Genomic DNA, 21,978 nt, shown 5'->3' on the forward strand with positions numbered 1-21,978 from the left:
TTTTTATCTACCTCTGCTGTCTGCTCCCCTCAATGGGTTGAGAGGATCCGCTGCAACAGATGATTGAACCCGGCGGGATCTTCCGCCGGCCAGGCGTGGTGACCATCCGGGGTGTGGATGGTGGCATTGGGCAGGGAGGCGAACTGCTCCACCCGCCGCGCCAGGGGCAGATAGTCGTGACTGGTGGAGATGATGGCCACCGGCTGCCAGAGGGTGCCGAGACGAGCCCGCACCGACCAGCCGGGCAGCGCCTCCAGCAGCGCCTTGTAGGTCTTCTTTTTGTTGCGCACGAAGCGCCCCCGGAAGGTGTGGCGCACCTGGGCGAGATCGGGGCCGGGAAAGAGCTCGCGACCGAGCCACCACGCCAGCGGCCGCATGCCGAACCAGCGCAGCCACTTGAGGCGCATGGCATAGCGCTCCTGCTCCTTTGGCGTCTCCAGCAGAAATTCGCTGAAGCCGTTGATCAGCACCAGCCCCTGCACCTTGTGGGGCAGTTGCAGCGCCAGCTCCAGCGCCACCATGGCACCGAGCGACAACCCCACTACCCAGGCAGGCTCGGGCTGCTCGTCGAGCCAGCGGGCCACGTCCGCCGCCAGGGTGGGCACGTCAAAGGGCCCCTCCTGCATGCTCTGACCGTGGCCGCGCAAGTCCATGGCCACCACCCGGTAGCGCTCGGAAAAACGCTCGATCTGCGCCTGCCAGTCGAGGCTGGAAGAGCCCAGCCCGTGCAGCAAGAGCAGCAAGGGCCCCTCCCCTGCACTGCGCAGGGCCAAGCCATGGGATTTCATTACCTGATTGCGACGCACCCGTCCCCCCTTTCTCGACGCCATGCCAGCCACTCAGGGCCAGCCAATCCGAACTCCGATCCCCCGTCTACCCCTCTCCCACCAGGCTCACCGCCTTGATGTAAGCGTAGAGGCGCATGGCCGGCGTCAGGGCGAGCCGCTGCGCGGAGCGGCTGGTGATCCGGGCCAGCAGTATCTGCTGCCCGAGAGCCAACTGCAACAGGGTCTGCCCCGGTCGCACCTCCCGCACCTCCAGCAGCCGGGTCTCGAGGCAGTTGGAGAGGCTGGAGTGCACGATGGGCTCGGTGGCGATCACCAGATCCCGCGCCGCCACCTTGATCTGCAAGGGACCTGCTTCATCGGGGGCATGCTCCATGGTCACCATCAGGGCCTGCTCCCCGAGTCGCAGGGTCGCCATCTGCTCGTGCTCGTCGTAGTGGGCCAGGGTCGCCGAGAGCATGACCCCGACGTCGTCGCGACTGGCCAGCGACAGGTCGGTGCGGGCGAAGATCTCTTCGGGGGTGCCCTGGGCCTCCACCCGTCCCTCTGCCAGCAGCACCAGGCCATCGCAGAGCAGGCTCACCTCCTCCATGGCGTGGCTGACGAAGATCATGGGGATGCCGCTCTCCTGCTGCAAGCCCTTGAGCACGTGGGCCTGATGGATGCGGCTGCGCCTGTCCAGCGCAGAGAAGGGTTCATCCAGCAGCAGCAAGTCGGGCTCGGCCAGCAAGGCCCTGGCCAGTGCCACCCGCTGACGCTGACCGCCGGAGAGGCCGTGGGCCGGTTGCCCCAGCAGCTCGGCAAAGCCGAGGCGCGCAGCCAGATCCTCTGGCTGCCAGCGCCCCCTCCCCTTGCGAGCCGCCAGTTGCAGGTTGCCGAGCACGCTCAGGTGGGGGAAGAGACGAGCATCCTGAAACACCAGCCCGATGCGCCGCGCCTCGGGGGGCAGGGCTGCAAGCTCGCGCCCCTGCCAGCGCAGGGCATCGCCCGGGGCCCTGTCGAGCCCGGCGATGATGCGCAACAGGGTGCTCTTGCCACAGCCCGAAGGACCGAACAGGCCGAGGATGCGGCTGGGGGGCAGCGCCAGATCGCACGCCAGGGTGAAGGGGCCGAAATCACGTCTGGCCTTGAGGTAGAGGTTCATCCGAACAGCCTCCGTTGCCGGCGTTGCAGCACGCCGTAGACCAGCACCAGCATCACCAGGGAGAAGCCCATCAGGCCGCCTGCCAGAATATGGGCATTCTGGTAATCCATCGCCTCCACGTGATCAAACAGGGCGATGGAGAGCACCTGGGTCTCCCCGGGAATGTTGCCGCCAATCATCAGCACCACCCCAAACTCCCCCAGGGTGTGGGCAAAGCCCAGCGCTGCCGCCATCACGAAGCTCGGCAGCGTCATGGGCAGGATGATGCGAAAGAAGCGCTCAAACGGGCCCATCCCCAGGGTGGCGGCAGCCTCCAGCTCCTTGTTGCCCATGTTGACGAAGGCGGAGGTGAGGGGCTGTACCACGAAGGGGAGCGAGTAGATGACGGAGGCGATGAGCAGGCCGAGGAAACTGAAGGCGAGCGGGGCCCCGAAGGTCTCCCGCCACCAGCCACCGAGGCCGTACTCCGGGGAGAAGGCCAGCAGCAGATAGAAGCCGAGCACGGTAGGCGGCAGCACCAGCGGCAGGGCCACCATTGCCTCCACCAGGGGGCGCAGCCGGTGCTGGCTGCGAGACAGCCACCAGGCGAGCGGCGGCGACAGCAGCAGCAGGATGGCAGTGGTGCTGGCCGCCAGTTTCAGGGTCAGCCAGACCGCCAGCAGATCCCCTTCACTCATAGGGTCCCCTCTCGGGTGTCGATAAAAAAACAGGGCGCCATCATGACGGGCGCCGCCTTGGGACACGTCAGGCACCGGATCTGGCCAGCACGGGGCTGGCCGGCAGACGCCGGGCGCTTACTGTGGCAGGGCGTAACCCGCCGCCTTGATCTGCGCCTGTCCCGGCCCCTTGAGCCAGGCGACCAGGGCATCCACCGCCGCCCCTTTCTTCAGCACCAGGGCCTGCTGCTCGATGGGGGGATAGAAGCTGGCCGGCACCGCCCAGGCTTCGCCGGTCTTGCCCGCCTCCACCAGATTGGCCCAGGCGACGAAGCCCAGCTTCGCATTGCCGGTGTCGACGAACTGCCAGGTCTGGCTGATGTTGGCGCCGGTCAGCACCCGATACTGCTTGGGATCGATCTTGAGATGAGCCAGGGTCGCCATGGCGGCGGCGCCATAGGGCGCTGTCTTGGGGTTGGCGATGGCCAGCTCCCCCTGCCAGTGGCGCAAGGTGGCCTCGTCGGGAGCAGGCCCCCCCTTCTGCCAGAGGCCGAGCTGACCGATGGCATAGGTGAAGCGTTCGCTCCCCTTGCCTTCCGACACCAGCTTTTGAGGGGTCGCCACGTCGGCCGAGAGGAAGAGATCGAAGGGCGCACCGTGGGTGATCTGGGTATAGAGCACGCCGGTGGCCGCCGAACTGATGACGATGCTGTGGCCGGTCTTGGCGGTGAACTCCTTGCCGATGCGCTCTATGGTGCCCTTGAAGTTGGCCGCCACCGCCACCTTGACCTCGTCAGCCAGCACAGTCCCGCTGTAAATGCCGCTTGTACCGACTCCCAGCAACAACACGGATACCCATCTTTTCATTCCGTTGCTCCTTATGTTCCGGCACGGCCGGATCGATTGACGCGAGCCCGAGGCTCACTCCCCTTGTTGCCAGCGGGCCAGGGCGGCGTCATCGCTCGCCCTGGCCTCGACCCAGCGTTGCACCCCGTCGGCGGTCAGCTCTTTTTTCCAGAACGGCGCCCGGGTCTTCAAGAAATCCATGATGAAGTGGCAGGCCTCGAAAGCCGCCTCACGGTGGGCGCTGCTCACCACCACCAGCACGATCTGATCCCCGAGCAGCAGCTCGCCGATGCGGTGAATGAGGGTGCACTCCTGCAGCGGCCAGCGCCCGCGGGCCTCGGCCACTATGTTCGCCAGCGCCTTCTCGGTCATGCCGGGGTAGTGTTCGAGGGCCAGCCCCTTCACATGCTCCCCCTGATTGAAGTCGCGCACCTTGCCGACAAAGCTGACAATCGCGCCTGTGTCCTGCCGGGCAGCGAGGCGGGCATATTCGTCAGCCAGCGAGAAGTCAGCCCGCTGCACCAGAATGCGATCGGTCATGGTTGTCTCGCTCATCATCAGCCTCCGGTCACCGGCGGGAAGAAAGCGACCTCATCCCCGTCATGGAGGGGGGTATCCAGCGGCACCAGGGTCTGGTTGACCGCCACCAGGAGCTTGCCGGATTCCAGCGCCAGCGCCCACTTGTCGCCGCGCTCGCACAAGGCGGCGCGAAGCGCCTCGGCACTGGCGTAGTCACAGGGCAGGCTCAGCTCGTCGCAGCCAACCAGCTCGCGCACCTGTGCAAAAAACAGAACCTTGATCATGCCTGCTCTCCTTTGGTCGCACCCAGTTGGAAATGACCGGACTTGCCGCCCTTTTTCTCCACCAGACGCACCTGCTCGATCACCATGTCCTTTTGCACCGCCTTGCACATGTCGTAGATGGTCAGGGCTGCCACCGAGGCGGCGGTCAATGCCTCCATCTCCACCCCGGTCTTGCCCGAGAGCTTGCACAGGGTGCGGATATGGACCCGATTGTGCGCCGTCTGGGGGGCTATCTCTACCTCCACCCGGGTCAGAGCCAGGGGATGGCACAGGGGAATGAGGTCGGCGGTCTTCTTGGCCGCCATGATGCCGGCGATGCGGGCGGTGGCGAACACGTCCCCCTTGTGGTGCTGACCGCTCAGGATCAACGCCAGAGTCTCGGGGGACATGGTCACGAAAGCCTCGGCGCGGGCCTCGCGTTCGGTCACCTGCTTGTCGGTGACATCTACCATGTGGGCCTCGCCGCTCTGGTTGAGATGGGTCAGGTTCATCTATGCCCCTATCGAAAAATAAGATGGATGATCCGGGTTTACTCCCGGGATCACAGATGGGTCACGAAGTTGCACGGCCGGGTACGGGCGTCGAGCTGATCCCGGATAAGCTGTTCCCAGCCCAGACGGCAGGCGCCGGTGGAGCCGGGTAGGCAGCAGATCAGGGTGCGATTGGCGAGCCCTGCCAGGGCACGGCTCTGCATGGCGGAGCCTTTTATCTCGGCAAACGAGAGCTGGCGGAACATCTCGCCAAAGCCCTGCACCGTGCGCTCGAACAGCACGCCGACCGCCTCGGGCACCCGGTTCTGCTCGTTGAAGCCGGTGCCGCCATTGATGAGCACCACCTGGACTCCCTCGTCGGCAATCCAGTCGCTCACCTGGGCGCGGATGCGAAACAGGTTGTCGGGGCAGAGCGCCCGGTCGGCCAGCACGTGGCCGGTCTGGGTCAGGGCCTCGACCAGATAGTCCCCCGAGCTGTCATCGGCAGCGGTGCGACTGTCGGAAACCGTCAGGACGGCGATCTTGAGAGGGATGAATTCGCTGTGTTTGGGTGCCATTGGGGCCATTCCTGTCAATCATTGACCACGAGAGGATGAGGTGAACGCGCCGCACCGTGGTGCCAGCCATGAAAGGAGCCGGTGGGCGCCGCGTTGCCGGGAAGGGATTCTATCAAAAGATGTCTGGCTGGGGGGCGTCATTGCCCATTAATCTCGAAGGCCGCCGGATCCCGGGGATCCGGCGGCCTTCCCATCAGAAGCCTGGCACCCCTTTCATGTCAGGCAGTTGGTGCGCAATCCCCTTGTGGCAGTCGATGCAGGTGTTGGCCCCGCTTGCCAGGTTGGTGGAGTGCATCTGGGCGGCCCGACGCCCTTGCAGGGAGAAGTCCATGTACTCGAAGTTGTGGCAGTTGCGGCACTCGCGCGAATCCGTCTCCTTCATCCGCTGCCACTCCCGCTCGGCCATCTCCCGCCGGTGGGATTCAAACTTCTCGCGGGTATCCACCTTGCCGGTGATCATGCCCCACAGCTCCTTGGAGGCCTGCACCTTGCGGATGATCTTGTAGGTCCATTCGTGGGGTACGTGGCAATCCGGGCAGCTGGCCCGCACGCCGGAGCGGTTGGCGTAGTGGATGGTGTCGCGGTACTCCACGAACACGTTGTCCTTCATCTCGTGGCAACCGGTGCAGAAGGCCTCGGTGTTGGACGCTTCCATGGCGGTGTTGAACCCGCCCCAGAAGATGACGCCACCGAAGAAGCCCATCAGCAGGATGACCCAGAGGGCAGCCTTCGACGGTGACTTGAAGGTGGTCCACAGACGCTTCACAAAGCCGGGTAATTTCATCTACGGGTTCCTCAGTTCAGCGCTTCAACCGGTTTGAAGGTATTGTTCACCAGCGGCTTGGCGTCCGCTTGCGGCACGTGGCACTGCAGACAGAAGTAGCGACGCGGCGAGACTTCGCCCAGGGTCATGCCGTCGCGGGTCTCGAAGTGGGTGGGGCTTATCTTGGGGGCCTTCATGGCACTGGCGTTCTTGAAGCTGTGACAGGCCAGGCACTTGTTGACCTTGTTGTCCACTTCATAGTTGCGGGTGTCGTGGGGGATCAGCGGGGGCTGGTGCATGTACTGGCGATCGTAGAGGTCGCCATCCTTGCGAAAGTTCTTCAGAGGGGCCGCGTCGGCATCCGTCACCAGATCCGTGCTTCCCCGCTCCGACTTGATGCCCCCCGTGCTGTTGGTGATCTCGGGGACGGCCGCCATCAAGGAACCCGCCATCAGGCAGGCCAGCATTGCTCCAATCAGCTTCTTCATTATGTGTTCTCCGACGTTTTCTCTGCCTTGACGGCAAAACCTACAGTGATTTCAAAAACTTGCTCCGCGCAGACATCGATGCAACGGCCGCAGTTGGTACACTCCTGAGCCGCAATCAAGGGCCCGTGACCACGCCTGGCACCGTGAACGGGGCCGCGCAGGATGGGACGCTCCGGGCAGACCGCATAGCAATCCATGCAGTTGCTGCACCGCTCGCGCCCCGAGGCTGCAATCTTGATGAACCCGACCCGGTTGACCAGGGCATAGAAGGCCCCCACCGGACAGAGGTGGCCGCACCAGCCCCGCTCCACCACAAAAAGGTCGAACAAGAACAGGGCCGCCAGCAGGCCCCAGCCCGCCCCCATGCCAAACAGCAGGCCCCGCAGGGTGAGCGACACCGGGTTGACCAGCTCCCACACCAGCACGCCTGTGATGGCCGGTGCCACCAGCACCATGGCCAGCAGCCAGTAGCGGGTGGTGCGGTTGAACTGACCGTTGCTCTTGAGCCCGAGCCGCCCCCTGAGCCAGGCGGCGGCATCGGTGACCAGGTTGACCGGACAGACCCAGGAGCAGAACACCCGCCCCCCGACCAGCCAGTAACCCGCGAGCACCAGCCCGGCCCCGAGCCAGAGGGTGGGGATGGGCCACTGGCCCGCCGCCACCGACTGCAACAGGGTCAGGGGATCCGTGAGGGGCACCGTCTCCAGCAGCAGGGAGCTGGAGAGGTTGCCCTTGAGGATCCAGATGCCCGCGAGCGGCCCCAGCAGGAACAGCCCCAGCACCCCGAACTGGCAGAGCCGGCGCAGCAGCAGGAAGCGGTGGGCACGCCACCACCCCAGCCTGGCCGTGGCCTCGGCCCCTGGATACCGACTCATAGACCCTCCGGTTTGCGGGTCGGCAGGGTGAGCCTGTCGCCGATGAGGGACTTGCCCGCCTTCGCCTTCTCTTCCCAGCCGAGCCGGTAGTGGTGGCCAATCTCTCCCTTGGCGAGCTGGCGAGGCACCACCTTGATGGCCGCCTCCTCCAGCACGCAGGCGTGCTCGCACTTGCCGCAGCCGGTGCAGAGATCGCTGTGCACCGTGGGCAGGAACATGGCGTGCTTGCCGGTGCGCGGGTTATGTTGCAGCTCCAGGGTAATGGCCTTGTCGATGAGGGGACAGACCCGGTAGCAGACATCGCAGCGCAGCCCCAGGTAGTTGAGGCAGGTCTCGTGATCGATGAGCACCGCCACTCCCATCCGCGCCTGATCGATGTCGGTCATGGTCTGATCCAGCGCCCCGCTCGGGCAGGCCACCACGCAGGGGATGTCGTCACACATCTCGCACGGGACGGCGCGCGCCTTGAAGTAGGGGGTGCCGGTGGTCACGGGTTCAAACAGCCGGGCGAGCTTGAGGGTGTCGTAGGGGCATGCCTCGACGCAGAGCCCGCAGCGCACGCAGGCGCCGAGGAACTCGGCCTCGTCGAGGGCGGCCGGCGGGCGCAGCGCCTGGGCAGGCACAGCCTGCACCTGCTGGCGCGCCATGCCGCCGAGCCCCACACCAAGCAGGCCCACACCGCAGGCCCCCTTGGCCATGTCGGCCAGAAACTGGCGCCGACTACGACTCATCTCGCGCTCCCCCGCCTCAGGCCTTCATGACCTTGACGGCGCACTTCTTGTAATCCGTCTCTTTGGAGAGCGGATCGGTGGCGTCCAGGGTCAGCTTGTTGACCAGCTGGCTCGCGTCAAAGAAGGGCATGAACACCAGTCCTTTGGGCGGGCGGTTGCGACCGCGGGTCTCGACCCGGGTCTTCACCTCGCCCCGGCGGGAGGAGACGATCACCTCTTCACCACGGCGCACGCCACGGGCCTTGGCATCTTCCGGGTGCATGAACAGCACCGCATCCGGGAAGGCGCGATAGAGCTCGGGCACGCGACGGGTCATGGTGCCGGTGTGCCAGTGCTCCAGCACGCGACCGGTGGAGAGCCACATGTCGTACTCTTTGTCCGGAGCCTCGGCAGCCGGCTCATAGGGCAGCGCGAAGATCACCGCCTTGCCATCGGGCTTGCCGTAGAAGCGCACCCCCTCCCCCGCTTTCACGTAAGGGTCGAACCCTTCGCGATAGCGCCACAGAGTCTCCTTGCCGTCCACCACCGGCCAGCGCAGGCCGCGGGCTTCGTGATACTGATCGAACGGCGCCAGGTCGTGGCCATGGCCGCGACCGAAGGAGGCGTACTCCTCAAAGAGCCCTTTCTGGACGTAGAAACCAAAGTGCTCGGCCTCGTCGTTCAGGGCCCCCTTGCTCTGCTCTTTCGGGAACTGGTTCACCTGGCCGTTGGCATAGAGCACGTCGAACAGGGTCTTGCCCTTCACTTCCGGCATCTTGGCAATCAACTCAGCCGGCCACACCTCTTCCACGGTGAAGCGTTTGGAGAATTCCATCAGCTGCCACAGGTCGGACTTGGCCCCTTCCGGTGCCTTCACCTGCTGGTGCCAGAACTGGGTGCGACGTTCGGCGTTGCCATAGGCCCCCTCTTTCTCCACCCACATGGCGGTGGGCAGGATGAGGTCGGCCGCCTGGGCGGTCACGGTCGGATAAGGGTCGGAGACCACGATGAAGTTGGCCGGGTTGCGATAACCGGGCAGCGCCTCTTCGTTCATGTTCGGGCCGGCCTGCATGTTGTTGTTGCACATTACCCAGTAGGCGTTGAGCTTGCCGTCTTTCAGCATGCGGTTTTGCAGCACGGCGTGGTAGCCCACCTGCTCCGGGATGGTGCCTTCCGGCAGCTTCCAGATCTTCTCGGCGATGGCGCGGTGTTTGGGATCCGTGACCACCATGTCCGCCGGCAGACGGTGGGCGAAGGTACCCACTTCACGGGCGGTACCACAGGCGGAGGGCTGGCCGGTCAGGGAGAAGGGGCCGGAGCCTGGCTGGGAGATCTTGCCGGTCAGCAGGTGGATGTTGTAGCAGAGGTTGTTGGCCCAGACGCCGCGGGTGTGCTGGTTGAAGCCCATGGTCCAGTAGGAGACCACCTTCTTGCTCGGATCGGCATAGATCTGGGCCAGCTTCTCGAGCTTGTCCTTGGGCACGCCGGAGAGCTTGGAGACGGACTCCAGATCGTAATCCGCCACGAACTTGGCGAAGTCCTCGAAGCTCATGGGGGTGGAGTCGCCGCTGTCCGGGTTCTTGGCCTTTTGCTGCAGCGGGTTGGTGGGACGCAGGCCGTAGCCGATGTCGGTCACCCCTTTGCGGAACTGGGTGTGCTTGTTGACGAACTCCCAGTTCACCTTGTCGTTCTGGATGATGTAGTTGGCGATGTAGTTGAGGATCGCCAGATCGGTCTGGGGGGTGAACACCAGTCCGTTGTCCGCCAGCTCGAAGCTGCGATGCTCGAAGGTGGAGAGCACGTGCACCTGCACGTCCTGGTGGGACAGGCGGCGATCGGAGATGCGCGACCAGAGGATGGGGTGCATCTCGGCCATGTTGGAGCCCCACAGCACGAAGGCGTCGGCCTGCTCGATATCGTCATAGCAGCCCATGGGTTCATCCATACCAAAGGTACGCATGAAGCCCACGACCGCGGACGCCATGCAGTGACGGGCATTGGGATCCAGGTTGTTGGTGCGCAGACCGGCCTTCATCAGCTTGGCGGCGGCATAGCCTTCCCACACGGTCCACTGGCCGGAGCCGAACATGCCGACCGCGGTCGGGCCCTTCTCTTTCAGGGTGGCCTTGAACTTCTCGGCCATGATGTCGAAGGCCTGACCCCAGCTGATGGGGGCGAAGTTGCCGTTCTTGTCGAACTTGCCGTTCGTCATGCGCAGCATGGGCTGGGTCAGCCTGTCCTGGCCATACATGATCTTGGACAGGAAGTAACCCTTGATGCAGTTAAGACCGCGGTTGACCGGTGCATCGGGATCGCCCTGGGTCGCCACGACGCGCCCATCCTGGGAACCCACCAGCACGGAACAGCCGGTACCGCAGAAACGGCACGGCGCCTTGTCCCACTTGATGGCAGTCTTGTCGGTACTGGTGATCAGATTGGCCGCCAGAGTGGGGGCACTGACACCAGCCACGGCAGCGGCTGCCGCCACCGCATTGGCCTTCATAAAGTCGCGTCGACTCAGCTTCATGACATATCCTCGCATTGCTTAATCACATCAATGACAGCCATTGTGACGAGCCGCGCTGGCTCAGCTCCATGGCGCTTTATTCCTTTGCTCTGGGCTTTTCGTTCATCGAACGCAGACAACAGACCCGGCATCCCGTGTATTACCCATGGCGGTCAGCGAACGACTCTTGCGCTTCTGCCACATGACGCCTTATTCCCCATCTTCGGCGTCCATTTCATCGAACTGGTGGTAGATCAGGGCCGCAGAGAGCACCCCGGGCAACCCCTGAATGGTGTCGATGGCCGCCATGATGGGGCGCTGGCTCGGCCCCTCCAGGGTCACCACCAGCTTGCCCTCCTCGCTGACGGCGTGGATCTCGGCCCCGTCCAGGGTCGCAATCCGCTCTGCCAGGGCGTGGCGCAGATCGGGCTGGGTCAGCACCACCAGGCTGGATACATGGAACTCTTCTCGCGTCATATCACCGTTTTCCAACTTGTTCGTCTCTTGGGTCATCGCGAAGCCTCGCCACGAGACAGACCGATGCTGATGCTACCCACCGGGCAATCCGCCACGCAGGCCCCGCAGCCATTGCACGACTCGGCATGGATGCTGGGGGTGGGTACGCGCCCCAGCCGGGGGGAAAAGCGGATGGCCTGCTGCTCGCAGCTGTCCTGACAGCGCTGGCAGAACACCTGGGCAGTGGCCAGACAGCCCGCCTCGATATGGGCCACATACTCCCAGGGTGTCTGGGTTGTCGGCCTGAATACCGGCGCCTGGCAGGCGCTGACGCACTCGGTGCAGAAGGTGCACTCGCCGCGGTGAAAATCCACCGTGGGGAAGCCCCCGTCCCCCTTGATCAGGATCTGCTCCGGGCAGGCCGCCAGACAGTCGCCGCAGCGGGTGCAGCCAGCCACGAACTCGTCCCAGGAGACGGACCAGGGCAACTGGATCCCGGCCTTGGGGGCGCTCAGGCGTCCCCGAAACAGGCCTCTGCGTGACAAGTTGACCCCATCGGTCATATCGACTCCTCTTTTCGGGGACGGATGCCCCCGCGCGGATCCCGTGACTGGCATTTTCAATACCAATTATAAGCGTGGGTGTATATTGCGGCCCTGACAAGTCAGGGGATATACCACCAGGGAGATAAACAGGGGGGATTCTTGCGCTGGATCAAACCCTTGGCGCAATTAGACACAGCAGGGGCAAGGTAAATTACCCCTATGTGAGGATTGATAATTAATCGAAGGTTATTTGAGGTGCACGGCGGCTGTCAGCCGCCGATGGAGGCCAGGTGGGGGGTCATGCCTGCATTGCCTTCATGGAGGCGATGGGTGGCGGCCTTGCCGGTCAGCGCCTGGCGAATACGCCATTGCAGCGCCTCCTGCTGGCTGTCATCGGTGAGCAGATCCCGCAGTTCCACCCCGTTGTCGCCAAAGAGACACAGGTGCAGCTTGCCCTTGGAGGAGACCCGCAGCCGGTTGCAACCGGCGCAAAAATCCTTGCTGTAGGGCATGATGAGCCCCACCCCGCCCCTCGAGTCCGAGTGCGTGAACACCTGGGCAGGGCCATCATCCACGCCGCGCAGCTGCTGCACCCAGCCGCTCTCTTGCAGACGCTGCTTGATGAGTTCACCGCTGGTATGGTGATCGCGAAACAGGGCGTCCATCTCGCCGGTCTGCATCAGTTCGATGAAACGAAGCTCGATGGGTTTGTCCCGGATCCAGGCGAGGAATGTCTCGAGCTGATGATCATTGAGCCCCTTGAGCAGCACGGCGTTGATCTTGACCGACCGAAAACCTGCACTCAGGGCGGCGTCTATCCCCGCCATCACCTCCGCCAGCTTGTTCTCGCCGGTGATCTGGTGGAACTGGCGGGGATCCAGGCTGTCGACGCTGACGTTCAGGGCCGTCAGCCCCGCATCGAACCACTCGCGGGCACGCTCCTTGAGGCGATACCCGTTGGTGGTCATGGCCACCTTCTCGATGCCGGGAGTATTGGCCACCGTCTCGATGATGGCCGTGAAGTCGCGACGCAGGGAGGGCTCGCCTCCGGTCAGACGCACCTTGCGCGTCCCCATGGCCGCAAACCCGGAGACGACGCGACGGATCTCCTCCAGGGAGAGGAAGGACTGGCGCCCCTCACCATCTCCTTTCGGCGGGTGATAGCCGTCCGGCAGACAGTAGGTACAGCGGAAATTGCAGACGTCGGTGACCGACAGACGCAAATAGTAAAAGCGACGGGAAAAACCATCTTCAAGTGGCAACATAAACACCTTTCCAAATACGGGAGGCCAGGGCATTTCTTTCCTGACCCTTTCAGCTCGAACAGCGGCTGACGGCGATCTCCCCTTATCTCAATGACTTAGGCAAAATCGCTCGGAGTTCATCTAGTTTTTCGATGCTAGCACAACTTGGAGTACACTCCCATGCTACTTTGTGGGGTCTTTGTGGGTGAAAAGGGAGCCGGTCGGCATGGGAAAATGGTTCAGAGTGCAGTCGGTCAGCAGCGCCATCGGTCGCTCCATGGTGCTGATCCTGTTCATGGCCAGCCTGATCGCCGTGGTGGCCATGGTCACCCTCTTCTATTCGGTTCCCGATGCCAAGGCCATCAACCTGTCGGGCTCCCTGCGCATGCAGGCCTACCGCATGGCCTATGAAATCGAGAAGGATCAGGTCGTCCTCGGTCGGCTCGCCCAGTTTGAACAGACCCTTCATGCCCCCGAGCTGCAGGAGACCCAGCGCTGGATCACGCCCGCCTCCCTGCGCCGCACCTATGGTGAAGTCCTCTTGCAATGGCAAGTGATGCGCGAACACATCGAGAATGCCACTCCCAGCCGTTATACCGACAATACGGAGCAGTTCGTCGCCGCCATCGATGACTTCGTCAACCAGATGCAGTACCACGTGGAGTTCAAGGTGCGCATGCTGGCCCTGGCAGAGGGGCTAGGGCTGCTCGCCATCATCACCATCGCCTGGTGCACGGTGCGCTTCACCCGCCAGCAGGTGGTAGCGCCCCTCAACCAGCTGGTCTATTGCGCACGCCAGATCCAGCGTCAGGAATTCGATCTCACCCTGCCCCCCCACTGTGAGAACGAGCTGGGAGAGCTGTCGGGGGCCTTCGCGACCATGGCCGACGAGCTTGGCAAACTCTACCGGGAGCTGGAGAGCAAGGTGGAGGAGAAAACGGCCAAGCTGCAACAGGCCAACGACACCCTCTCCTTCCTCTATTCTACCGCCCAGAAACTGCACGCGGCGCCCCTCAGCCGCCGCACCCTGCAAAAGCTGCTGGAGCGGGCCGCCGCCCACCAGCACATCGAGTACATCCGCCTCACCCGCTTCGAGCACAATGCGATGCCGGTCTACATCACAGGTCGCAAGGGGTGGCCGGGGGATCTGGACGCCGTGGTGAGCTTCTACCTGCAGATGGATGACGAGGAGTATGGCCGGCTCGACATGATAAGCGACCACCCCATCGACGAGCGGCTGATGAAGAACTTCTCCATGTTGCTGGCCCAGGTGCTGCACAAGGATCAGACCCTGCTGCAGCACCAGCGCCTGCTGCTGATGGAAGAACGCGCCGTCATCGCCCGTGAACTGCACGACTCCCTCGCCCAGGCCCTCTCTTACCTGAAGATCCAGGCCACACTGCTCAAACGCTCCTTCGCCAAGGGAGACAGGGCCAAGACCGAGGCAGCCATGGAGCAGATCGACGAGGGACTCAGCAATGCCTATACCCAGTTGCGCGAACTGCTCGGCACCTTCCGCCTCAGCATTGGCGATGCCAACCTGGGTGAAGCCATCGCGGTCATGCTCGAGCAGCTCAAACCCCAGACGCACGCCGACATCAGGCTCCAGTACGGACTGACGGACACCGACCTGGAAGCAGGGCAGCACATCCACATCCTGCAGCTGATCCGTGAGGCAGTGCTCAATGCCATCAAGCATGCCAGCGCGCGGCACATTGACGTTAGCTGTGAGACCCTGGCTGATGGTAACATCCAGGTTCAGATTGCAGATGATGGTGTTGGAATAAGGGGCGCAAGCTCGGCGGTGAATCACTACGGTCTCAGCATCATGAATGAACGCGCCAGCAAATTGCGCGGCCAGTTGACCATCAGTGAACCGCCCTCCGGGGGCACCCGCATACACCTGACCTTTCCCACCAGCCTAACAAGAGACGCCTGATGGACGAGATGAAATACAGTGTTCTGGTCGTGGATGACCACCCCCTGATGCGCAAGGGAATTGTGCAACTGCTGGAGTTGGAAGATAACATCGACGTGGTTGGCGAGGCCTCCAACGGCACCGACGCCGTGGCCATGGCCAAAGAGTCCGAACCGGACCTTATCCTGCTCGACCTCAACATGAAGGGGTTGTCAGGTCTCGATACCCTCAAGGCGCTGCGGGCCGAAGAGGTGACTTCCCGCGTGGTGATCCTGACCGTCTCTGACGCCCGCCAGGATGTGGTTGCCCTGCTCAAGGCAGGCGCGGACGGCTATCTGCTCAAGGACACCGAGCCTGACATGCTGCTGGCCCAGCTGGCTGACGTGATGACCGGCAAGCAGATCCTGAGCGAGCCGCTACGTCCCTATCTCGAGAACATCTACGAGCTGGACCACCTGCAGCAGAAGCTGGAGAGCCTGACCCGACGCGAGATGCAGATCATGCGTGAAATCGCCAAGGGGTTGTCCAACAAGCAGGTCGCCTCCGTGCTCCATATCTCCGAGGGAACCGTCAAGGTCCACGTCAAGAGCCTGCTGAAAAAGCTCGAGGCCCAAAGCCGCGTCGAAGCAGCCGTCATGTACCTGGAACAGCGCAACTGAGGTCCCGGCCTCCTACCAGCAAGGGGTCACCATCCGTGCCTCCTTGCTGGCCCCCTCTCCTTTTCCCCAAATGGCGCGGAACCCGGTGCTCTATTGAGTAGATGGATTATTATTTTCATGACATCGAACGGGAAGGAAACATCGACATGACCTTTGAGCAGATAGAGCTGGTCCAGAAAGCCTGGGGCAGGGTGAGCGCCCTGAACAACAGCTATGTCCAGGAGGTGTATGAAGAGCTGTTCAGAATGTCCCCCGAACTCAGGGCCCTCTTCCCCCCACATCAGGAGCTGCCCGTTGCCAAGGTGTCGGACACCCTGAACACCGTCATCACCAGCCTCTCCCAGCTGGATGCACTGGGTTTCATCATTCACGATCTCGGCAGGCGTCACCAGCGATTCAACGTTCAACCCCACCAGTTTGCGCTGCTCAAACAGGCGCTGACCCAGGTACTGGCACGGCGTCTCGGCAGTGGTTTTACCCCGGCACTGGCACAGGCCTGGTCGCAGATGTATGACGAGATAGCCGCCCTGATGCTGGACGGCATGACACAGCACACCGAATTGACCACCTGATCCCCTGGCCTTTGCCCCCAATCGCTGAATGGGTCTGTAACAGGCATTTTGCATGAATCAAATTTGCAATATGCGAAAATAGACTCATTCTGCACACGGGGTATGTTCGGCGCCCTAACACCTCACCTGAATCCCTTTCGCACTGCCTTGCTTGCATTCGCGACATCAAATCACAATAGATTGATTTTAAATGGATATTAAAAATAACCACGGGAAATAGCTCACCCCTTCGCCACGCCACCTCTCTCTGGCACGGTCACTGCATTGTCACATTCAGCAATGACTGATTAGGAGGATGGAACATGAAACTTCAACAACTGGCACTGTTCCCCTTGCCGTCCCATATTCTGCCCGGCGGCAAGCTCCCCCTTCGCCTGTTCGAGCCGCGCCACCTGCAGATGCTCAAGGAGTCCTTCCTTGAGGATCGGGGTTTTGGCATCGTGATGGAAGAGACTACCAGCACGGGTACCTGCGGACGGATTCTCCCGGTCGGAACCCGCGTCAAGGTGACTGATTTTTATACCCTCAACGACGGTTTGCTCGGGGTCACCGTGCTCGGCCTTGAACGCTTCTGCATCCACGAGATGGAAACGGATGACGCAGGCCTCAGGCACGCCCAGGTCGAGCCACTGCCCAACTGGCCGAGTGCGGATTCTGATATCAGCGACAACCAGCTGGTCAGCCGATTGAGAGAGGTCTTTGCACAATACCCGGAACTGGATGAGCTCTACCCGGACAAGCAGTTCGACGATGCAGCCTGGCTCTGCCAACGCTGGCTCGAGATCCTGCCCATGCCGATCTATGAAAAACAGATGTTGATTGCCAAACAGAACAGTGAAGCGGCGCGCCAGTTCTTGCGCCGACTGATCGCACAGTGAGTCAAAGAGTGAGTCAACGGTTGGTTTGCAAAACGCGAATTCTCGGCACTGCATTCTTATAATGAAAAAATGAGAATTGCATTTTGCAATCACGGTAGCGATAAATAACACACAACTCAGCTACAGGCCGCAAATAACAGGTTTTGAAAAGTTGGCACGACTTTTTCATATAAAACCGTACAACCCGATTTATCCCGTGCTCTCTTCAGTATTTGCTGAAGAATTGGTCAACCACCAGGTTGACCATTTTTTTTACCCAAAATCGGCCGGCATCACCTGCAATGGCGGAGCAGGCAGCTTCGCAGCCTGGCAAGACTGATGGGTTTGGCCAGAAAATCGTTCATGCCCTGAGCAAGGCAGCGGGCCCTGTCCTCCATCATGGCATTGGCCGTCAGCGCGACGATGGGCACCTCGCACCCCATGTCCCGCAGGCGCCGGGTCGCCTCCAGCCCATCCATCTGCGGCATCCGCATATCCATCAGGACAAGGTCCGGCTGCTGCTTCGCCACCTGTGCCAGGGCCTCCAGACCATTGCCTGCCAGCCTCACCCTGCACACCAGCTTCTGCAGCATCAGGGATACCACCAGCTGATTGACCGGACTGTCTTCCACCACCAGCACATCCAGCTCCAGTCTGGCGCACTCTTCACTGCCGGGGGCGGTGGCCGGAGCACAGGGAGAGGCCATCCCGGGCAGCTCGAACCAGAAGCAGCTTCCCAGCCCAGGCGTGCTCTGCACGCAAATATCTCCCCCCATCAGCTGCACCAGCCGCCTGCAGATGGCCAGTCCGAGCCCCGAGCCGGAGAAGCGGCGGGTTGCCGAACTGTCGACCTGATAGAAGGGTTCGAACAGCAACGCCTGATCCTCGGTGGAGATGCCGATCCCCGTGTCGCTGACCATGACCCCCAACTTTTCCTCCTCCCAGGTCAATGCCAGACGCACGCTGCCGGCGGAGGTGAACTTCACGGCATTGCCAAGCAGGTTGCCTATCACCTGGGAGAGGCGGACGGCATCCCCTTGAAGGCGTTCGGGGAGCGTCTCATCCAGATGCCAGTGCAGTGTGATTCCCTTGGCACTGGCCTGTGCCTGCAAGGGCTCCACCAGGGCACGGCACAGCTCGGCAGGCTGAAAAGGTTCGCAGTGCAGCGTCAGGGTATGTGACTCTATTTTCGAGAAATCGAGCACGTCGTCGATGATGGTCTGCAACAGATGCGCAGAGTGGGTGGCATGGCCGATGAGGGTCTGTTGCGGAGTGTCGAGCCGGCCGTGCTGCAGCAGATCCAGCATCCCCAGCACGGCGTTCATGGGAGAGCGGATCTCGTGGGTCATCATGGCGAGGAACTGGGATTTGGCACGGTTGGCCGTCTCGGCATCATCCCGCGCCCGCGCCAGCTCCTGCTCCCGGCGGATCTGGCTGCCTATCTCCCGCGCCGTGCCCCGATAGCCGAGGAAGCGGCCACCGGCATCATGGCAAGGCTCCGCATTGATCTCCATCCAGCAAGGCCCGCCCGCCAGCATCACCTGGGCCCGCATTCCCCGCACCGGCAGATGGTGGGCGATCAGGTGCCGGTAGTGGCTCCAGGCCGGGTCCTGCTTGTCGTGGGCAAAATCATAGAGGCTTCTCCCCGTCTGGCGGGCCAGCACCTCCCCCTGATAGCCAGGGGCAGAGACATAGCTGAGCCTGTGCTGGGGATCGGTCTCCCAGAACCAATCGGAGGCCATGGCGGCAAAACTGCGAAAACGCTGTTCGCTGGCCTGCAGGGCCAGGGTCTTGAGGTCAACCTGTTCTTGCAGGCGAGCCCGATAGGCGATGTTGACCAGGGCCTGGGAGATGAGCGGGCGACAACGCTGCATCGCCGCCTTGCTCTTGAGATCGAAGGTGCCCGCCACGCCGTGCCGGCAGATGAGCACACCGGAAAACCCCGGTCCCTGCAAGCCTGTCATCATGACGCTGGCCCAGCCCGGCGCCCCCGCCAGCGGCGCCAGCTCAGGCAGTTGGGCGGGATCATAGATCACCAGGGTCTCCCCCTCGATGGCCCTGGAGAAGAGCGGTGTCAGCGACCAGGTCCGGCCTACCTCGTCCGGCTGGGTGCTCAGATGGGTGCTGCCCCTCACGGCCTCCCAGGCGACCACGTCCGCCTGCTCAAATCCGATAAAGGGCTTGAGAGCAAGAATGAGACTCTCCAGTACCTGCTCCAGACTCTGGGCCTGTGCCAGGGTCGCCACCCCGCACAGCAGGGCTTGGGACTCCTCCCGATATCTGGCCTCCCGCTCCCGGCAACGCATCAGCTCCACCAGCGTGGTTTGCAGTTTGTCACCCAGGGTTTCGAGTTCGCTATTGCCTATCATGTTGAATCCAGCACAGTGTCAGCTCTCGAGGAAGATTACGCTCGACACCATGAGGTTGCCGTGCGCCAGCTCACCATGGGGTAATCGTCCCTGTTCACCGAAGGTAAAGGGCGTGATGAAGGGGATCTCACCCAGCCTCTGACTGAATTGACTGACGATGTCCCCCAGCCTGTCCCCCAGTGCCAGCCGACAACCGGCACAAAACACCACCAGGGCGCCAAAGGGGCGCATATTGCTCGCCATGCCATATTCAGGCTCGATATTCACCGCATTCAGGCTGCGCTGCAACAACCCTTCCTGGCTGCTGTACATGAGCAGCAGCCGCTCTCCCAGTCGAGTCTCGGTAAAGAGGCGCAGCCCCTCCCGCGCCGTCACCGCCTCGGGATGGGAGAGCTTGTAGTAGGGCAGGTCATCGAGCATGCCGACCTGACGGGCCAGTGGCGAGAGCGTCGTCTCCCTGAGGATGGGGCCCACCGGCCAGGGCGTCGCACGCTCGGTCCAGCGACCATAGACCCGGGCCGCCGGCTCGTGATCGATGGTCAGCACCTCCCGCCCGTCTATCCCGGTAATGATGCCGCGACACTCGGTGGGTACATAGCCTGAATGAAACTGGAACGCCAGTTGGCAATCGGGATAAAGCACCGCCAACACGCACCCTTGTGATCCCTCCCCTTCGTCCCAGCACAGCTGCCACTGCCCGGCCACGCCATCGTCTGCCGCCGACCCGCCGACGACGGGAACGGTCGCGCCAAACTCGGCGTCGATCCCCGCGAGCACAACCTCCTCCAGCCCCGGGCTGGTGTGCAGCAACACGAGCTGCGGCAGCTCTCCCGGTCGGCCACCATCGGCGATGGCGCGGCGCAGCAATGCCCGCACATCCGGTTGATCCCCCATCTGGCCAGCCACGCCATAGGCCCCCTTGTCATCATAAAGGGCGGCGACCGACAGGCTCCAGCCATGCCGACCATGATGGCCATCCTGGGTCAGGATACCGCCGCAGGAGCTGCAACCGATCAGCCGGGTATCGGGAAAACGTGCCTTGAGCGCACGGCGCAGTTCCGCCGCCTCGTGTGCTTGGGTAAAATAGACCAGCAACAGCGATGGAACATGGGATGACTGGGCATGCAACCGCTCTGTAACTTGTTGGGCGGCCAGTGGGGTCGTCTCGGCAAGCGAGTGAGCCGTCAGGAAGTTCAACATCGTCTCCTATGGGTACGGGATGCTGGCATCAAGCAAAAATCATACCCTTATCAAACAATTACCTGGCCATGGAGACTAGAATGGTGCTCACTGGCCTCCCACGGGATCACTGCATGTGGCAGAAAAATATCAATGACTTCGACCGGGTTGTCGCCATCGGCGGCGGGCACGGTATGGGCCGGGTGCTCTCTTCCCTGTCGTTCTTGGGATCCCGGCTGACGGGCATCGTCACCACCACGGATGATGGCGGCTCCACCGGACGCCTGCGCAAAAGCCAGGAGTGCATCGCCTGGGGGGATCTGCGCAACTGCCTCAACCAGCTGGTGACCACCCCTAGCATCGGTAGCCAGCTGTTCGAGCACCGCTTTACCGGCCGCGGCGAGCTCGCGGGCCACAACCTCGGCAACCTGATGCTGCTGGCCCTCGACAACCTCTGCGTGCGCCCCCTGGATGCCATCCGGCTCATCAGCGACATGCTGGAAATTGAACCCAATCTGCTGCCCATGTCCGAGCATCCCACCGATCTGTGCGCCCACACCGTCTGTGGCGATCAGATCCTGGGGGAGGTCTCCATCGATCAGCTCACCACGCCGCCACGGGCCCTGAGCCTGAAACCGGTCGTGCCCGCCACGCGCGAAGCAGTCGAGGCGCTGAGCCAGGCCGACATGATCATCCTGGGGCCGGGCAGCTTCCTCACCTCCATCATGCCTCCTCTGCTGCTGCGCGAGATTGCGGAGGCGATCCGCAGCAGCCGCGCCATCGTCGTGTTCATCAGCAATCTGGTGGACGAAGAGGGTCCGGCAGGCCAGTTGTCACTGCCCAGTCAGCATCGTTGGCTGGAAGAGCGGATAGGCAGCGGCCGGATCGATGCCATTCTGGCTCCCGAGGGCCCCCAGGTACCCGAGCTGCAGCACTGCCTCGTTCGGGCCGAGCTGGGTGAAGCGGCCCTCCCCCACCGCCACGACCGCCTCAAGCTGCGGCTGGCACTCGACACCGTGATCCTGAGCAGGCTTGGCGAGCGCGACATGGCGGGCTGATACCCTTCTGGATCAGTGAAACTGGGCCAGATGGGTGAAGACCTGGGGCAGGGAGTGCTCCAGCTCAGCCAGCAGTCTGCCGGCCTCTTGCTCATCTTCCCGGCGACAGGCGGACTCCAGATCCATCACCTGCTGATAGCTGGGTTTGGCGCCATAGCTGCCACAGGACGATTTCATGCTGTGGGCAACACGCGCCAGGGCTGACCAGTCCCGCTGCTCAAAAAGCGGTCTTAATTGGGCCAACTGCTCGCCTACCTCTTCGACAAACACCGAGATGACGACCGGCATCATCTCGTGACCGATGTCATCTGCCAGTTGTCGCAGCACTTTCTGATCCAGCCACTCCATCTTCTCTTCCCTATGATGGTATTCAAACAGACCACAATATAGCGGACCCACAGCCCCGCTGTCACCCGCCCTTCGGGCATGCCCGTATCGCTCCGGATGCTCTTGGGACACCAGAATGTGAGCAGCTTCAAGTTATCGGTATGTCAGTC

At 62.6% G+C, this 21,978-nt stretch carries 24 protein-coding genes and 1 riboswitch; of the genes, 5 read left to right on the forward strand and 19 right to left on the reverse strand.

Annotated features, from left to right (window positions below):
• Window positions 1-29 precede the first annotated feature (29 nt).
• The 16 genes from C2U30_RS06050 to moaA form a co-directional block, all read right to left on the reverse strand.
• Window positions 30-806, reverse strand: a complete 777-nt coding sequence (locus C2U30_RS06050) for an alpha/beta fold hydrolase (protein ID WP_199767372.1) — start codon at window positions 804-806, stop codon at window positions 30-32.
• A 67-nt stretch (window positions 807-873) separates the two neighbouring features.
• On the reverse strand, window positions 874-1,929 hold the full coding sequence (modC, locus tag C2U30_RS06055; protein ID WP_103243416.1) for a molybdenum ABC transporter ATP-binding protein: 1,056 nt from the start codon (window positions 1,927-1,929) through the stop codon (window positions 874-876).
• Complete coding sequence (gene modB, locus C2U30_RS06060) at window positions 1,926-2,606, reverse strand: molybdate ABC transporter permease subunit (protein ID WP_010674165.1); 681 nt, start codon at window positions 2,604-2,606, stop codon at window positions 1,926-1,928. Before modB ends, modC begins: the two co-directional genes overlap by 4 nt.
• Window positions 2,607-2,723: 117 nt before the next feature.
• The gene (gene modA / locus C2U30_RS06065) at window positions 2,724-3,452 is read right to left on the reverse strand and encodes a molybdate ABC transporter substrate-binding protein (protein WP_103243417.1); all 729 of its coding nucleotides are present in this window, start codon (window positions 3,450-3,452) and stop codon (window positions 2,724-2,726) included.
• 54 nt (window positions 3,453-3,506) lie between these two features.
• Window positions 3,507-3,986 (reverse strand): molybdopterin synthase catalytic subunit MoaE, encoded by a 480-nt coding sequence (moaE, locus tag C2U30_RS06070; protein ID WP_103243418.1) that lies wholly within the window; start codon window positions 3,984-3,986, stop codon window positions 3,507-3,509.
• A 2-nt stretch (window positions 3,987-3,988) separates the two neighbouring features.
• Window positions 3,989-4,234 (reverse strand): molybdopterin synthase sulfur carrier subunit, encoded by a 246-nt coding sequence (gene moaD, locus C2U30_RS06075; protein ID WP_103243419.1) that lies wholly within the window; start codon window positions 4,232-4,234, stop codon window positions 3,989-3,991.
• Window positions 4,231-4,725, reverse strand: coding sequence for a cyclic pyranopterin monophosphate synthase MoaC (gene moaC, locus C2U30_RS06080; RefSeq protein WP_042017462.1), 495 nt, complete (start codon window positions 4,723-4,725; stop codon window positions 4,231-4,233). Before moaC ends, moaD begins: the two co-directional genes overlap by 4 nt.
• 50 nt (window positions 4,726-4,775) lie before the next feature.
• On the reverse strand, window positions 4,776-5,282 hold the full coding sequence (moaB, locus tag C2U30_RS06085) for a molybdenum cofactor biosynthesis protein B (protein WP_039038846.1): 507 nt from the start codon (window positions 5,280-5,282) through the stop codon (window positions 4,776-4,778).
• A gap of 193 nt (window positions 5,283-5,475) precedes the next feature.
• Complete coding sequence (locus tag C2U30_RS06090; protein WP_010674159.1) at window positions 5,476-6,066, reverse strand: cytochrome c3 family protein; 591 nt, start codon at window positions 6,064-6,066, stop codon at window positions 5,476-5,478.
• 11 nt (window positions 6,067-6,077) lie between these two features.
• Entirely contained in the window at window positions 6,078-6,533 is a 456-nt protein-coding gene (locus C2U30_RS06095) for a nitrate reductase cytochrome c-type subunit (RefSeq protein WP_041212738.1), read from the reverse strand.
• Entirely contained in the window at window positions 6,533-7,408 is an 876-nt protein-coding gene (gene napH, locus C2U30_RS06100) for a quinol dehydrogenase ferredoxin subunit NapH (protein WP_103243420.1), read from the reverse strand. Before napH ends, C2U30_RS06095 begins: the two co-directional genes overlap by 1 nt.
• Complete coding sequence (gene napG / locus C2U30_RS06105; RefSeq protein WP_103243421.1) at window positions 7,405-8,139, reverse strand: ferredoxin-type protein NapG; 735 nt, start codon at window positions 8,137-8,139, stop codon at window positions 7,405-7,407. The genes napH and napG overlap by 4 nt, the downstream gene beginning before the upstream one ends.
• A 16-nt stretch (window positions 8,140-8,155) precedes the next feature.
• Window positions 8,156-10,645 carry a nitrate reductase catalytic subunit NapA gene (gene napA / locus C2U30_RS06110; protein WP_103243422.1) on the reverse strand — a complete coding sequence of 830 codons (2,490 nt, stop codon included), beginning with the start codon at window positions 10,643-10,645 and terminating at the stop codon, window positions 8,156-8,158.
• Window positions 10,646-10,834: 189 nt separating this feature from the next.
• Complete coding sequence (locus C2U30_RS06115) at window positions 10,835-11,137, reverse strand: chaperone NapD (protein WP_010674154.1); 303 nt, start codon at window positions 11,135-11,137, stop codon at window positions 10,835-10,837.
• Window positions 11,134-11,643 carry a ferredoxin-type protein NapF gene (gene napF, locus C2U30_RS06120; RefSeq protein ID WP_010674153.1) on the reverse strand — a complete coding sequence of 170 codons (510 nt, stop codon included), beginning with the start codon at window positions 11,641-11,643 and terminating at the stop codon, window positions 11,134-11,136. The genes C2U30_RS06115 and napF overlap by 4 nt, the downstream gene beginning before the upstream one ends.
• 251 nt (window positions 11,644-11,894) lie before the next feature.
• Window positions 11,895-12,890, reverse strand: a complete 996-nt coding sequence (gene moaA, locus C2U30_RS06125; RefSeq protein ID WP_041215514.1) for a GTP 3',8-cyclase MoaA — start codon at window positions 12,888-12,890, stop codon at window positions 11,895-11,897.
• Window positions 12,878-13,017: riboswitch (molybdenum cofactor riboswitch) on the reverse strand. (Overlaps the previous gene by 13 nt.)
• A 78-nt stretch (window positions 13,018-13,095) precedes the next feature.
• Here moaA and narQ point away from each other — a divergent pair.
• The 4 genes from narQ to C2U30_RS06145 all read left to right on the forward strand — a co-directional run bounded on the left by narQ (window position 13,096) and on the right by C2U30_RS06145 (window position 16,896).
• Entirely contained in the window at window positions 13,096-14,808 is a 1,713-nt protein-coding gene (gene narQ / locus C2U30_RS06130) for a nitrate/nitrite two-component system sensor histidine kinase NarQ (RefSeq protein WP_041215515.1), read from the forward strand.
• Window positions 14,808-15,446 (forward strand): two-component system response regulator NarL, encoded by a 639-nt coding sequence (gene narL / locus C2U30_RS06135; protein ID WP_039038841.1) that lies wholly within the window; start codon window positions 14,808-14,810, stop codon window positions 15,444-15,446. The genes narQ and narL overlap by 1 nt, the downstream gene beginning before the upstream one ends.
• A gap of 101 nt (window positions 15,447-15,547) precedes the next feature.
• Window positions 15,548-16,018 (forward strand): globin domain-containing protein, encoded by a 471-nt coding sequence (locus C2U30_RS06140; RefSeq protein ID WP_233721076.1) that lies wholly within the window; start codon window positions 15,548-15,550, stop codon window positions 16,016-16,018.
• A 302-nt stretch (window positions 16,019-16,320) separates the two neighbouring features.
• Window positions 16,321-16,896, forward strand: a complete 576-nt coding sequence (locus C2U30_RS06145; protein WP_043154220.1) for an LON peptidase substrate-binding domain-containing protein — start codon at window positions 16,321-16,323, stop codon at window positions 16,894-16,896.
• 272 nt (window positions 16,897-17,168) lie between these two features.
• Here the strand turns inward: C2U30_RS06145 and C2U30_RS06150 are convergent, their stop codons facing one another.
• Together C2U30_RS06150 and C2U30_RS06155 are read right to left on the reverse strand one after the other, a co-directional pair.
• Window positions 17,169-19,244 (reverse strand): ATP-binding protein, encoded by a 2,076-nt coding sequence (locus C2U30_RS06150; RefSeq protein WP_199767350.1) that lies wholly within the window; start codon window positions 19,242-19,244, stop codon window positions 17,169-17,171.
• Between the two features lie 18 nt (window positions 19,245-19,262).
• Window positions 19,263-20,444: an FIST signal transduction protein gene (locus tag C2U30_RS06155; RefSeq protein ID WP_041201554.1), complete on the reverse strand. Its 1,182-nt coding sequence runs from the start codon at window positions 20,442-20,444 to the stop codon at window positions 19,263-19,265.
• Window positions 20,445-20,557: 113 nt separating this feature from the next.
• Between C2U30_RS06155 and C2U30_RS06160 the strand changes: the two genes are divergently transcribed.
• Window positions 20,558-21,481, forward strand: coding sequence for a gluconeogenesis factor YvcK family protein (locus C2U30_RS06160; protein ID WP_103244658.1), 924 nt, complete (start codon window positions 20,558-20,560; stop codon window positions 21,479-21,481).
• Window positions 21,482-21,493: 12 nt separating this feature from the next.
• Here the strand turns inward: C2U30_RS06160 and C2U30_RS06165 are convergent, their stop codons facing one another.
• Window positions 21,494-21,829, reverse strand: coding sequence for an Hpt domain-containing protein (locus C2U30_RS06165; RefSeq protein WP_039038838.1), 336 nt, complete (start codon window positions 21,827-21,829; stop codon window positions 21,494-21,496).
• Window positions 21,830-21,978 lie beyond the last annotated feature (149 nt).

This window comes from Aeromonas sp. ASNIH5, from assembly GCF_002902865.1.
GTDB classification, from domain to species: domain Bacteria; phylum Pseudomonadota; class Gammaproteobacteria; order Enterobacterales; family Aeromonadaceae; genus Aeromonas; species Aeromonas caviae.

Excerpts from the sequence above, each read along its gene's own strand:
- moaD (WP_103243419.1), bottom strand. The coding sequence starts at position 4,234 with ATGATCAAGGTTCTGTTTTTTGCACAGGTGCGCGAGCTGGTTGGCTGC.
- narQ (WP_041215515.1), top strand. The coding sequence starts at position 13,096 with ATGGGAAAATGGTTCAGAGTGCAGTCGGTCAGCAGCGCCATCGGTCGC.
- C2U30_RS06090 (WP_010674159.1), bottom strand. The coding sequence starts at position 6,066 with ATGAAATTACCCGGCTTTGTGAAGCGTCTGTGGACCACCTTCAAGTCA.
- modC (WP_103243416.1), bottom strand. The coding sequence starts at position 1,929 with ATGAACCTCTACCTCAAGGCCAGACGTGATTTCGGCCCCTTCACCCTG.
- C2U30_RS06165 (WP_039038838.1), bottom strand. The coding sequence starts at position 21,829 with ATGGAGTGGCTGGATCAGAAAGTGCTGCGACAACTGGCAGATGACATC.
- narL (WP_039038841.1), top strand. The coding sequence starts at position 14,808 with ATGGACGAGATGAAATACAGTGTTCTGGTCGTGGATGACCACCCCCTG.
- C2U30_RS06095 (WP_041212738.1), bottom strand. The coding sequence starts at position 6,533 with ATGAAGAAGCTGATTGGAGCAATGCTGGCCTGCCTGATGGCGGGTTCC.
- modB (WP_010674165.1), bottom strand. The coding sequence starts at position 2,606 with ATGAGTGAAGGGGATCTGCTGGCGGTCTGGCTGACCCTGAAACTGGCG.
- moaB (WP_039038846.1), bottom strand. The coding sequence starts at position 5,282 with ATGGCACCCAAACACAGCGAATTCATCCCTCTCAAGATCGCCGTCCTG.
- C2U30_RS06160 (WP_103244658.1), top strand. The coding sequence starts at position 20,558 with ATGTGGCAGAAAAATATCAATGACTTCGACCGGGTTGTCGCCATCGGC.
- napF (WP_010674153.1), bottom strand. The coding sequence starts at position 11,643 with ATGACCGATGGGGTCAACTTGTCACGCAGAGGCCTGTTTCGGGGACGC.
- modA (WP_103243417.1), bottom strand. The coding sequence starts at position 3,452 with ATGAAAAGATGGGTATCCGTGTTGTTGCTGGGAGTCGGTACAAGCGGC.
- napA (WP_103243422.1), bottom strand. The coding sequence starts at position 10,645 with ATGAAGCTGAGTCGACGCGACTTTATGAAGGCCAATGCGGTGGCGGCA.
- moaE (WP_103243418.1), bottom strand. The coding sequence starts at position 3,986 with ATGAGCGAGACAACCATGACCGATCGCATTCTGGTGCAGCGGGCTGAC.
- C2U30_RS06115 (WP_010674154.1), bottom strand. The coding sequence starts at position 11,137 with ATGACCCAAGAGACGAACAAGTTGGAAAACGGTGATATGACGCGAGAA.
- C2U30_RS06140 (WP_233721076.1), top strand. The coding sequence starts at position 15,548 with ATGGATTATTATTTTCATGACATCGAACGGGAAGGAAACATCGACATG.
- moaA (WP_041215514.1), bottom strand. The coding sequence starts at position 12,890 with ATGTTGCCACTTGAAGATGGTTTTTCCCGTCGCTTTTACTATTTGCGT.
- napG (WP_103243421.1), bottom strand. The coding sequence starts at position 8,139 with ATGAGTCGTAGTCGGCGCCAGTTTCTGGCCGACATGGCCAAGGGGGCC.
- C2U30_RS06150 (WP_199767350.1), bottom strand. The coding sequence starts at position 19,244 with ATGATAGGCAATAGCGAACTCGAAACCCTGGGTGACAAACTGCAAACC.
- moaC (WP_042017462.1), bottom strand. The coding sequence starts at position 4,725 with ATGAACCTGACCCATCTCAACCAGAGCGGCGAGGCCCACATGGTAGAT.
- C2U30_RS06155 (WP_041201554.1), bottom strand. The coding sequence starts at position 20,444 with ATGTTGAACTTCCTGACGGCTCACTCGCTTGCCGAGACGACCCCACTG.
- napH (WP_103243420.1), bottom strand. The coding sequence starts at position 7,408 with ATGAGTCGGTATCCAGGGGCCGAGGCCACGGCCAGGCTGGGGTGGTGG.
- C2U30_RS06145 (WP_043154220.1), top strand. The coding sequence starts at position 16,321 with ATGAAACTTCAACAACTGGCACTGTTCCCCTTGCCGTCCCATATTCTG.